Origin of the sequence: Lentibacillus sp. L22 (assembly GCF_040812445.1) — a bacterium.
Taxonomy (GTDB): Bacteria; Bacillota; Bacilli; order Bacillales; family Amphibacillaceae; genus Lentibacillus_C; species Lentibacillus_C daqui.
The window spans coordinates 34,725-46,136 of sequence record NZ_JBFNXI010000026.1 but is presented as its reverse complement, the minus strand read 5'-3'; the positions used below and the strand labels follow the sequence as shown (position 1 = coordinate 46,136).

Here is an 11,412-nt window from a genome sequence, read left to right as displayed (position 1 = left end):
GATCTCTAGTTTAAGCAAACCATTTCTGGAAAGGTTCCATCTTATTTTACGAAAATAACCCAGGGCTAAGCTTCATTTATCTTTTTGGTTAGAAGTATGAATAATTCAGGTGCAGAAACATATCTAACAAGTAAATACCTGTTAAAATACATGGATTTAATACTTGTTTCTTTTCTATTTTTTTCTACTAGTTCCCTTCCATTGTTTTCCATATATAAATCCCTCATTTTTCCATTTTCGCAAGTCTTTCATATAGAGATGACATTTCCAGTGCAACCTCTCTCAATGTCATCGTTGTCATTAAGTGATCTTGTGCATGAACCATAATAATTTCCATATTGATTTTTTCTCCAGAAGAATAATGTTGTAATAATGATGTTTGGGATTGATGTGCGATCAATAATTCATCATTTGCTTCTTCCAGCTTGGTTGCAGCGTTTTCAAATTCATTATTTCTCATCATTTTAAAGGCTTCATGAATCATTGTTCTTGATGAGCCGCTATGCAATATAATTTCAAAGGCAACGCTTTGAATTTGTTCTTGATCCACCAATATCTTCCTCTCTTATATCAAAGTTGCAATCATAATTCTTTTATACGTCAAGTGGGCTAGAAATAGGTTCAACTGCCCGCTGAAAAAAATTGCTCCACTTTAGAACTTTATACGATAAGTGGAATGAAACACAATGTAACGAGCAATTGATCCTGTTTGATGAAATGATTTATTTTTTCCTTCTAATTGATCATCATTAATTTGGAAGTTCCTCCAAGATTAAGTTGCCTAATTTCTCAATGCCCATAGGAATCGGAACGTATGCCTGCGGTGGAATGTTTACAACCGGCTTACCCGCACGATCACCAGCTGCTTTGAGATTTTTAAAGTACATTTTTGTTTGAGGACTCACTAAGAATAAATCAAAGTCACTGTTTTCAATCTTCTTACTGCCTTCCGTAGCAGAAACGGCATCTACTTCAATATCATGGTCTTTACTTTTTAGATACTCCGTTGCCTTCTTTGCCAATAAAGAAGATGACATACCACCTGCACAAATAATTAAAACTTGTTTCATCCTGCATTCCTCCATTACATTATATTTTTTTAAATAGCTATGCTTCTTGCTACAACTTCTCACCATTTGAACCGATAACATCTTTATACCAGTAGAAAGAATCTTTGCGATAACGCTCTAAAGTACCATTACCATCATTATCTTTATCAACATAGATAAATCCGTACCGTTTTTTCATTTCGCCAGTACCCGCTGATACTAGATCAATACATCCCCATGGGGTATATCCCATTAAATCAACACCGTCTTCATCCACGGCTTTAATCATTTGTTCGATGTGTGCCCTAAGATATCCAATGCGATAATCATCGTGAATCTTGCCGTCTTCTGCAAATTCATCAACTGCACCCAATCCATTTTCTACAATAAAGAGTGGTAAATGATACATATCGGTAAACCAGTTTAAGGCATAACGCAGACCTTCTGGATCAATTGCCCACCCCCAATCCGAAGTTTTAACATATTCGTTTTCAACTTTATCGCGCGACTCATTATAGTCATATTCTTCATTAGATTGTTTATGGCTGATTGTAAATGACATGTAGTAACTGAAGCCGATATAATCTACCGTACCTTTCTTCAAGACTTCCAAATCTTCTTTGGTAATATCCAAATTAAATTTTTTACGCTCAAAATACCTTGTCATGTGTCCAGGATATTCTCCATGAACATGAACATCTGCAAAGTAATAACGTTTTTGCATTGCCTTTTGCGCCATTAAAATATCTTTTGGATGAGAAGTTGATGGATAAATCGGGCACATCGCAATCATACATCCGATTTGGAAATCAGGATTGATCGCATGACCAATATTTACTGCCTTTGCACTTGCCACGAGCTCGTAATGCGCAGCTTGATACATAATGCTTTCGCGATCTTCACCATCTTTATATTTCACGCCAGAGTTTGTAAAAGGCGCGAAATCTTCATGAAAATTTGCCTGGTTATTAATTTCGTTAAATGTCATCCAATACTTCACTTTGTCTTTATAGCGCTCGAAACATACGCGTGCAAAGTTAGTGAAGAAATCAACTAATTTACGATTCCTAAAACCGCCATATTCTGTAACCAGATGGTATGGCATTTCAAAGTGAGACAATGTAACAACCGGTTCAATACCATGCTTTAAACACTCATCAAATAAGTCATCATAAAATTTTAACCCTTCTTCATTCGGCTCAGCTTCATCACCATTTGGGAAAATACGTGACCAAGCGATGGAGGTTCTAAAACATTTAAAACCCATTTCGGCAAACAATGCAATATCCTCTTTGTATCGATGATAGAAGTCAATAGCTTCATGGTTTGGATAATTTTTACCTTCAATCACGCCATCTGTAATTTCACGAGGTACACCATGTGCGCCTTTGGTCATAACGTCAGCAACACTAACCCCTTTGCCGCCTTCTTTCCAAGCACCTTCTAGTTGATGCGCGGCGACAGCGCCACCCCATAGGAAACTATCAGGTAGTTTTGACATCGGAAATCCACTCCTTCTTATATCTTGTTCACTTACGCAACATTGATGTTTTTAAGTGATCTAACGGGATCTGTCATTTTTCGACACTACGAGAAAAATCGTTTCCCTGTTGTCTTCATTGTATTATGTAAGCGGATTCAAATACAGGGACATATTTTCCGTTAACAAAGGAAGTTCCTTACACCAAGTTGGAATCCTTCAACGTGAAAAACACCCAGGAGGCAGTCATTTCCCGGGTATTCTAGCAGTCTGATCTTACTTTATTATCATTTTTAATTGTTCATAAGTCTTACATTGCAAAATTTCTCTTACCGTATACCTATCATCTAATAGGTCCATTAACCAGCAATACATTGGTTTTAAATCATGTTTTATATCTTTGCTAATATTTAGTAGAACGATTAACTGTACAGGCTTGTCTCCCCATTGAATCGGCTTTTGAAGTGTTACAACTGACCAAAATGTATCTTCCGTTTGCGGGTCAATCGGGTGCGGAATAGCAACCATATTACCAAAACTAGTTGGAGAAAAGCTCTCCCGTTTAAGCACCGACTCTATATAGTTTCCATCAACTTTCCCATCGGATTCAAGTTCTTTACAGATAAAGTGCAAAACCTCTTCTTTCGTACAGAAGTCCTTTTGAAAATAAGTATATTTTTTCCGTAAATACTTATCTGATACAAACTCACCCTGATTCAATAACGTATTAATTTTATTTAAATCTGTTTCCCCAAGAATGGTACTTACGTGTATGACAGGAACAGGTAATTTTTCCTCAATTGGAATCGTGCTGATTATGAAATCGATGTCATGGAATGGCTGTTGCAGCAAATTATAGTATTCTGTGGATCCCATAATATTTAGATGATCTCCAAATTCATTCTGAAGCTTGTACATTAAAAGCTGCGCACTACCCAAGCCAGATGCACAGACGATTAAGCACCTTGGGGCATTTTTTGTATTCTTTTTTTGCCTTTCTTGTGCCGCTTCAATATGGAGGGCCAGGAAGCCGATCTCACTTTCATCAATCATGATATCCATCTTCTCTTGTACAACTTGTGCTCCAATTAATGCAGCATTGAAGGATAATGGGTATTTTGATTTTATCTCGTCTAACATTAGATTCCTAATGTTCATCTTGAATTTATACCGATTTATTGCTGGTTTTAAATGCAAACTCATCGCTAACAACAGTTCCTTATCATTAGTTAAATGAAACCCATATTCATCATCAATACGTTTTATCATTTCTGTAACTGTTTCTTGAATATCACGATCGATAACAGAATTAACTTCCATATGAAGAACAGATGAATTTGTAAGCTTCGTTCCTTGTAAATGAATCGCCAAGTATGCAACCTCGTGATTGGAAAATGAAATATAAAGTTTGTCATGAATAGCTTTTGCGATTTCCTTTGCAACTAAAAACTCTTTCTTCGTTTCTATCTCTTGCAAGTGATGATGAACCATCTGAACGGAGTTACTCTCCCGTATCCGCTTACAAGCAATGGCAATATGAGTAATTAAATTTTGCAAACTGATATCCGAAATAATAATATGGTGTTTTCTTAGATTAAATAAAACACTATCTTTAATAACTTCCAATTCTTCCTCAGTTAAAATTCCTAACCAGTCATCCATATTGTCTTTTAAGGTTGATTGTTGATTAAACAAATACTCCGAAATACAATACCTGATTTGTGTTTCATCCCCAATAACCTTAATACCGTGATAAGGTCTTTGGTCTAAAATTAAGTTATATTCCTTTAGGATATCGCGAATATGCCTTAACTCATGCTGTAATGTAGAACGGCTGATATACAGCTCATCAGCCAAATCTTCAATTTTACGATAATCCGAACTCATGAGCAGCTTTTCCATTAAATAGTTTACACGTTCTTGATGATTGGAAGGAATATCTTCCTGTTGATCATTGTCTTGGGACTGAATAAATTGATGAAACAGTTGCTCATTCTGAATAACAAGTTGATATCCTAATCCTCTTGCGGATGCTATATGTGCACCATATGATTCTAATAGCTCATTTAACATCTTTACATCATTACGTATCGTTTTAGAACTGACCTGCAACAAAGACGCAATTTCAGAACTAGTCGAGGGTCCTTGAGCCAATCTTAATTCTTCAAGTATCCTTTGTAAACGTGTATTCAAGTAATCACTTCCTAAGCGATAACAATGGTGTAACATATATACGTTATCCAAAGTAATTGTGTGGACAGCGCGGTACACTTATAATTGTATCATAATTTCCCGGGTAAAAAGTGGGGGTATTTATGGCAAAATATTAAAAAATGAAACTTTAGAACCGTGCCCTTTTTTTATTTTCTATCAAATTTGGTAATTTTTCCTAAGAAATCATGAATGAGTTTGGAAGCAGATCAAAAGCACCTATGTTGACTATTTACCGGCTGTTCGGCGCGGTCAAAACCTGTAGCCTTTGCGTGTGCTGTACCCGTAACAAAAGACGGTTATCTTAGGAATAACCGCCGTCAATTTATCCAAGTTTCAATTATTGAATTGTTCTCGAATAGATTTTATTTTACTTAATTCATAACTAAAATCTATGTCATCCTCAAAATATGAGGTGAGTCTACTAAAAAAATTTTCTGCACTATTTAATAAAGCATTTATAAACTCATGCATTGGTAGCGTTTCGCCCGTTATTTTTCCCTCATCTAGTGTAAATAATACTAAGTCCTTTGAAATGACTTTTATTTCAACCTTCACTGGTTGGTCCGGAAAATAAGTCACACCATAACCAGTATGTATAACATCTTCTACCAATTTAATAATATAGCTCCACAATTGGTCAACCAAATCCCAAAGACTACAATCCATTAACAGTTTGTTATAATATTCGATAATTATAGCACCGTTCAGATAATTGAAATCCAAATTTTTATCGTATTTTTTTATTTCCGTCTCACTATCAATGTTAATGAAATATTTAGCCGGGTTTCCCATAGCTTCTTTTAAATTTTTAATTTGGACATTTGGTTTATTTATAAACGTTTTTATATTAATCATAAATTCACCTACTTGGAATATAACTGTCCTACTCTTTCCCTATTTGAACCGACTACACTACTACATTTACAGTTCCGGATATTTGATATGAACTTGATGTGCCACGAATTTATCAAGGCTTTAATAATTTGTATACTCCATCTCACATAATTTTCTAGTCCATAATTCTATAATCCTTTCAAGTTCATTTGTTCAATGAGACACTCTTCATCTTCTTCCTCACTATAATTATCAATTATTTTTGTAATACCTTGTTTTATTTCCAATGTACAATTATTATCTGTACATTCCTCAAAGTCTGATTCACTGTTTAGGACTTTCCTTATTAATTTCAGCCAAGGTTCACTATTACTTTGAATATCACCTATTAGTAGAATTGCAACAGATGAAATGACATCTGGTACATCTACCCCTAATCCTTTACCGTGATGACGTAAAATAGTTTGTATAAAATATTTGAGACGAAAAAAGAGGTAGGGTATCCTCAAAATTGGACAACAAATAAAGAGAGGAGAAACCCTACCATGTCTCAAAGTATAACGGATCATGACTTTATAAATCAACTGGATAACCTTGTACGTGACTTTGTCAAAGAGCAGTTGGAGACCATCATGGAGGAAGAAAGAAAGCAGTTTTTCGAGGTCGAACACCCTGAATTGAAAAGTAGTTTATTCTTGTTATTCCCATTAACATTAGAGAACCCTAAAAGGCAACGTAGGCCAATCAAGGTTCTTTAATTAAGCATATCCTGCGTATCCTTTGGAAAATCCTCCCGAATGAAACGAGATATCACCTGTCACTACAACTTGCTCCGCGCCCTTATTATAGTGGTGTTAGGTACAATGCGAAATTATCCTATATTTCTTGCACCATTTAAGAATCGATTGGCGTTTATACTACTTTTTAGACGTCACTAAATAGTCTTACTCCCAATTATCAATTGCCTCTTGGAATGTATCGATTTATTGGATTATCAGACACCAGCTTCGATTTATTTTCATTAGATAGCCATTATCCCATCTTGAGCGATTATCTTTCCGAGCCAGGAAAAACCTAGTCAGTAAGATGGGATAAGGATAAAATAATAGACCCACCTTATTTTTATAAAATTGGTGTCTTGACAATAGGGTCCACTTTACAAGGCGGCACTGTTTTAGATTGATAATGCCTTTTCTAGTAACTCTTTGTCATTCGTTCCTACCCCATTTATTAAAATGCCGCAAAATTGATTATTTCCGTCCATACTAAATAGAATGGTATTATTTTTGATAAGTGATATTATTTCACTTTCCGAAAATGATATATATATATTATCTTTCCCTATGTAAACATTTAATTTCCCTTTTTCATCTATATAGGTTTCATTGGCATATTCATCCACCCAAAACACAGGGGTTCCCTCAGCCACTTCAACATGATTCGTAACTAAATGTTCATTATTCTCTGTTTTGAGCACGTTCTCGCTCAATGTTAAGGTAATGGAACGCAAAACCCCTGTATCGCTCCCAATACCAATTTCTATTAAAGATTTTTTAAAATCACCAGTTCTCCAATATAGCGTGGGCTCCTTTGAAATGTTCCAAGTACCAAATTCAATATTGATTGGTGTATATATATCAAATTCAATACTCTCATATGTTTTCTCTTTGTATTTTTTTACAGTTAGCATGAATAAAGATACCTCCCTTTAATTATTAGGTCTATACACGGCATGCTTTATAACTGGTTGCAATTTGTCGCCACGTGGCTTACTAAATATTAATTCCCAATCACCTACATTTATGAGTTCATCATATACTATACCGTTCTTATTGACTGTTTTTACAGAGTTTTGGAAACTAGACAATAATGTTTGACTATTTATTGGCATACCGTGTGTAGCTTCATCCTTTGTTATATATTCAACCATATGTTTAGTACCATTGGGATGCACCCAAAATTTATCACCATCTACAGTTAATTCAAATGACTTAGGTATTTTCGTACCCTTATACAATGGTTGGGTAATTTTTATATCGCCCCATACTGTCGCTTTTCCCAAGTTATTCAAATGTTTCTCCGTCCCCGGTAGATTTTCCGCCTTCCAAATCAACTGATCCTTCAAAAACTTCCCATCCACCACATTATAAGGTACCCTGGCTCCCCCGGCCAACTGATACTGTGGTGTATAAGGTAAAAATCTTGATAAGTCCGCGTCTTTCACAGATTTACTAGCCGCCGTTGCAGCTGTTTTCACACTAGCTTTAGTTGTTGTCACACTAGTCTTCGTCACCGTTCCAGCGCCCTTTGTACCAACCACTGAAACCGCTGCATTACCCAATGCATACGTAACCCAGTGCGAACGGCTTTGAGCATCCCCATTGATCATATCACGTTTATATGATTCTGCGATTGTTTGACCCAGGAGTTTGCCCGTAACCTTTGGGTGCTGAATCATATTCCTTAGCGCTGTTCCCGTCTTAACCGGATGCATAAATGTATTTCCTAAACCAACTAACGTATCTTTTCCAACATCAAAACTGCCAAGCACAGCACCTTTCCCTGTACTGACCGCTCCTTTGCCAAACGCCACGGCTCCGTCTTTTATTTTGGTCCATAAACTGGGGTCTTCTTCCTCTTTAACAGGCTCTCCATATACTTCCTTTAAAATAGTAGGAAGTGTCGTTAACTTCAAGGCTGACAGCGCATCAAATGATGTAATGGAATAATCAGAAGCAAAATTATGTGACATCTCATTTATGTATTGATTCAATAACTTCAGATCTTTTCCCACTTCACTTAATGATTTGGTTTGTTCATGATCCAGTTCATACAACTGTTCCAGGCTATTCTTTACTTTCCTTTTACCTTTTTGCATCATGGAATCAAATTCCTCCATGTCGAGCTTTGGCAAAGAGATAAGATCAGAAATACGATCCATGATTCCATTCGCTTCGTCAACTAATGCTGAAGTTACTTGCTCGGCCTTGTCCAATCCATTTAGAACATCATTATCCATAAAATCTTCACGTACAATCCCATTTTCATTAGATTCATAAGAATAAACAGCCTGTTGCAATTTTTCCAATGCCTGGCTGTAATGGGTTAACGATTGGTACAAAAAAATCAAAAAGGGTTCATGGATACCTTCATAAAAAGAACGGATAGAATCGCCCATTTTACCTTTTAAATGGTCTTCCAAGTCAATCATACCGCGAACGCCTTTTTGCATCTCCGTTATTTTACTTTGAATGTTTTCAATTTCCTGTAGCGTTGCGGTGACCCCTTCTTGCAAACTTGCCACATCTAATGTTTTCATTCCAACCCTCCTCGTACCGAACTATTTCAGAAAGCCGATGTAGTCCCCAAGTTGTTGGTCGGTTTCCATTAACGACGCAACAGAATTTTCGGTTGTATGGATGTGTTTCAGCATTAATAACTGATATGATTGTAGCAGTGTTGCGTACGTGTGATTTAATTCGTTCAGCTGGTCCAATAGATCCAGATGATTTCCCCCTTCTATCTCATCTGGAAAGGAAGATTGAAAGTTTTGGGCAGACCCTTTCAATGTAGTAATAGCTTGCTTGATTGGGTTGTGTTCAATTTTAATTTCTGTAGTCATCTAATTCCCGCCTTTCACTTAAACGAGGCTTAATCCTCATTTCAACTATCAATAACTTCCAAACTTTTGTCAATCCAACTAAACGCCCATATTAATCAAGTAATTCAATGACGCACCAAAGTCCTCCATCTTATTTCCAAAAACATCGACAAAATATCCATTTTTCCTCTTGCAATTGAAACCGCAATCATTTATAATGAAGTTAATCAAAGGATTGTTACTGTCTGGCAGGCAAAACCTGGGTTAATCAAAGTTGGTTGTGGGACTATTTGTCTACAATTTTGATTAATCCAGGTTTTTTTAATTAGTAAGTAAATAGGTGCCAGAAGGATTTACAAATACTCTTTCAGGTGTGAATGCAAATGAAAATTACGAAGGTATTAAACAATAATGTAGTAATGTCCAGAGATGAATCGGATCAGGAAGTCGTTGTCATGGGCAGAGGTTTGGCGTTTCAAAAAAAGGTTAGAGACGTTATTGACACTGCCAAAATAGAGAAAACCTTTGTCCTGGAAAGTTCTGGTGTGGCTAAAAAGCTTGCTGAATTGATGAAAGATACACCTGAGATATATTTGGAGCTTTCCTACAAAATTCTTGAATTGGCCAAATCCCATCTAACATATAAATTAGATGACTATTTATATGTTGCATTAACCGACCACTTGAGTTTTGCGATTACAAGGCATAAAAACGGTATTGACTTAAAGAACCCGTTGCTATGGGAAATTCGCAGGTACTATAAACAAGAATTTCAAATCGCATTAAAAGCACTGGACATGGTAGAAGAAGATACAGGGGTCAGACTGGAAGAAGATGAAGCAGCTTCTATCGCACTACACCTGGTCAATAGTCAACTTTCTGGAGAAAATATGGATATGGCCATTAAAGTAACGGAATTGGTTAACAATATCCTGAATATCGTCAAATACTTTTTCAAGATAGAATTAGATGAGAACTCCATTAACTATGAGCGATTTCTAACGCATCTCCGGTTCTTTGCCATTCGCTTCATTCGCAAAGAAGAATCAAACGAGGCATATGACAATTTCCTGTATGAACAGGTCAAAAAGAAGTATGTGGCCGCATTTGAATGTACAGAAAGGATTGCAACCTACATTGCCAAGAACTATGATTGGAACATTTCCAACGATGAAAAGGTCTATTTAACATTGCATATCCATCGAATTACCAATCGGCATCAAATAGATCATTCATCTTAAAACGCTAAATGTTTGCGCGTATTATTAATAAGAAATGTTAGGTTAACTTTAGGATTGTTACTGATGAAGCAGGCAAAACCTAAGTTACTGACGGTTTAGAGGGATTATTCTCTTTATGCTGAACGTAACTTAGGTTTTTTTATGAAATTTATTAATTTTTGGAGGGATTCAAATGAAAAAGTTATCTATTGTTTTTATATCCGTTCTTTTCCTGTTTGGATTGGCTGCATGTAATCAAGAGAAGGAAACCAATGCTAGCCAATCAGAAGAATCAAGTTCCGCCAAAGAACAAAATGCAGACAATACAGTTACGCTTTACTTGACCCGTCACGGTGAAACATTACTTAATAAAACGGACCGTGTACAAGGTTGGGCTGATGCGCCTCTAACAGATGAAGGTAAAAAAGTGGCAGAGTATTTGGGAAAAGGGCTAAAAGATGTACCATTTACAGCAGCATATAGTGGTGACAGTGGACGTCATATTAGCACAGCAAAAACAGTCTTGGATAATAGCGATCAATCAGATACAAAATTAGCGCAAGACGATCGATTACGTGAATGGTATTTTGGAAAATACGAAGGCGACTTAAACGAAACCATGTGGGATGATATTTCAAAAGCAAATGATGTACCGTTCGAAAAATTGATGTCGACAGTTAGTCTTGAGAAAATAGCCGATACCATTGCTGAACTGGATGAAACAGGAGAAGCAGAAAATTGGAAGCAAATAACCACAAGAACTCGCGAAGCACTGGATGACATCAGTAAAAAAGCGGCTGAAAACGGTGGTGGCAATGTACTGGTCGTATCGAGTGGTTTGTCGATAAATGCTTTACTTGAAAGTATTGATCCCGAATTCACAGGAGAACAGTTAGAAAATGCTAGTATAACCAAATTAACCTATAAAGATGGTGAATACAAAATAGAATCTTACAATGATATGGGTTATGTAGAAAAAGGTAAAGAAAATTGATTGCATTATAATAGACAATT

At 36.2% G+C, this 11,412-nt stretch carries 11 protein-coding genes and 1 pseudogene; 3 read left to right on the top strand and 9 right to left on the bottom strand.

The window, feature by feature from the left end; all coding sequences use genetic code 11:
* Positions 1-223 precede the first annotated feature (223 nt).
* The 6 genes from ABRT01_RS12010 to ABRT01_RS11985 form a co-directional block, all read right to left on the bottom strand.
* On the bottom strand, positions 224-550 hold the full coding sequence (locus ABRT01_RS12010) for a PTS cellobiose transporter subunit IIA (protein WP_269409950.1): 327 nt from the start codon (positions 548-550) through the stop codon (positions 224-226).
* A gap of 199 nt (positions 551-749) precedes the next feature.
* A complete protein-coding gene (locus ABRT01_RS12005) occupies positions 750-1,070 on the bottom strand; it encodes a PTS cellobiose transporter subunit IIB (protein WP_269409951.1) in 321 nt (106 codons plus the stop codon).
* Positions 1,071-1,119: 49 nt separating this feature from the next.
* Positions 1,120-2,550: a 6-phospho-beta-glucosidase gene (locus ABRT01_RS12000; RefSeq protein ID WP_269409952.1), complete on the bottom strand. Its 1,431-nt coding sequence runs from the start codon at positions 2,548-2,550 to the stop codon at positions 1,120-1,122.
* A gap of 255 nt (positions 2,551-2,805) precedes the next feature.
* Complete coding sequence (locus ABRT01_RS11995; protein WP_367747407.1) at positions 2,806-4,722, bottom strand: BglG family transcription antiterminator; 1,917 nt, start codon at positions 4,720-4,722, stop codon at positions 2,806-2,808.
* A 354-nt stretch (positions 4,723-5,076) separates the two neighbouring features.
* A complete protein-coding gene (locus ABRT01_RS11990; RefSeq protein ID WP_269409954.1) occupies positions 5,077-5,598 on the bottom strand; it encodes a hypothetical protein in 522 nt (173 codons plus the stop codon).
* A gap of 167 nt (positions 5,599-5,765) precedes the next feature.
* Positions 5,766-6,086 (bottom strand): hypothetical protein, encoded by a 321-nt coding sequence (locus tag ABRT01_RS11985; protein WP_269409955.1) that lies wholly within the window; start codon positions 6,084-6,086, stop codon positions 5,766-5,768.
* 36 nt (positions 6,087-6,122) lie between these two features.
* On the opposite strand from ABRT01_RS11985, the pseudogene ABRT01_RS11980 reads away from it, so the two are divergent.
* Positions 6,123-6,263: pseudogene (locus tag ABRT01_RS11980) on the top strand (IS256 family transposase); the annotation flags it as partial.
* 488 nt (positions 6,264-6,751) lie between these two features.
* Here ABRT01_RS11980 and ABRT01_RS11975 read toward each other — a convergent pair.
* The 3 genes from ABRT01_RS11975 to ABRT01_RS11965 are packed head-to-tail and all read right to left on the bottom strand — an operon-like array spanning position 6,752 to position 9,199.
* The gene (locus ABRT01_RS11975; RefSeq protein ID WP_269409956.1) at positions 6,752-7,267 is read right to left on the bottom strand and encodes a hypothetical protein; all 516 of its coding nucleotides are present in this window, start codon (positions 7,265-7,267) and stop codon (positions 6,752-6,754) included.
* A gap of 18 nt (positions 7,268-7,285) precedes the next feature.
* A complete protein-coding gene (locus tag ABRT01_RS11970) occupies positions 7,286-8,896 on the bottom strand; it encodes an LXG domain-containing protein (RefSeq protein WP_269409957.1) in 1,611 nt (536 codons plus the stop codon).
* A 21-nt stretch (positions 8,897-8,917) separates the two neighbouring features.
* A complete protein-coding gene (locus tag ABRT01_RS11965; RefSeq protein WP_269409958.1) occupies positions 8,918-9,199 on the bottom strand; it encodes a YwqI/YxiC family protein in 282 nt (93 codons plus the stop codon).
* A gap of 362 nt (positions 9,200-9,561) precedes the next feature.
* Between ABRT01_RS11965 and licT the strand changes: the two genes are divergently transcribed.
* Together licT and ABRT01_RS11955 are read left to right on the top strand one after the other, a co-directional pair.
* Positions 9,562-10,419: a BglG family transcription antiterminator LicT gene (gene licT, locus ABRT01_RS11960; RefSeq protein WP_269409959.1), complete on the top strand. Its 858-nt coding sequence runs from the start codon at positions 9,562-9,564 to the stop codon at positions 10,417-10,419.
* Between the two features lie 172 nt (positions 10,420-10,591).
* Positions 10,592-11,392, top strand: a complete 801-nt coding sequence (locus tag ABRT01_RS11955; RefSeq protein ID WP_269409960.1) for a histidine phosphatase family protein — start codon at positions 10,592-10,594, stop codon at positions 11,390-11,392.
* The last annotated feature ends 20 nt before the right edge of the window (positions 11,393-11,412 follow it).

Bases quoted from the DNA above. Each gene is read 5' to 3' on its own strand.
- ABRT01_RS12005 (WP_269409951.1), bottom strand. From the start codon at position 1,070: ATGAAACAAGTTTTAATTATTTGTGCAGGTGGTATGTCATCTTCTTTA.
- ABRT01_RS12000 (WP_269409952.1), bottom strand. From the start codon at position 2,550: ATGTCAAAACTACCTGATAGTTTCCTATGGGGTGGCGCTGTCGCCGCG.
- ABRT01_RS11990 (WP_269409954.1), bottom strand. From the start codon at position 5,598: ATGATTAATATAAAAACGTTTATAAATAAACCAAATGTCCAAATTAAA.
- ABRT01_RS11975 (WP_269409956.1), bottom strand. From the start codon at position 7,267: ATGCTAACTGTAAAAAAATACAAAGAGAAAACATATGAGAGTATTGAA.
- ABRT01_RS11970 (WP_269409957.1), bottom strand. From the start codon at position 8,896: ATGAAAACATTAGATGTGGCAAGTTTGCAAGAAGGGGTCACCGCAACG.
- ABRT01_RS11965 (WP_269409958.1), bottom strand. From the start codon at position 9,199: ATGACTACAGAAATTAAAATTGAACACAACCCAATCAAGCAAGCTATT.
- licT (WP_269409959.1), top strand. From the start codon at position 9,562: ATGAAAATTACGAAGGTATTAAACAATAATGTAGTAATGTCCAGAGAT.
- ABRT01_RS11955 (WP_269409960.1), top strand. From the start codon at position 10,592: ATGAAAAAGTTATCTATTGTTTTTATATCCGTTCTTTTCCTGTTTGGA.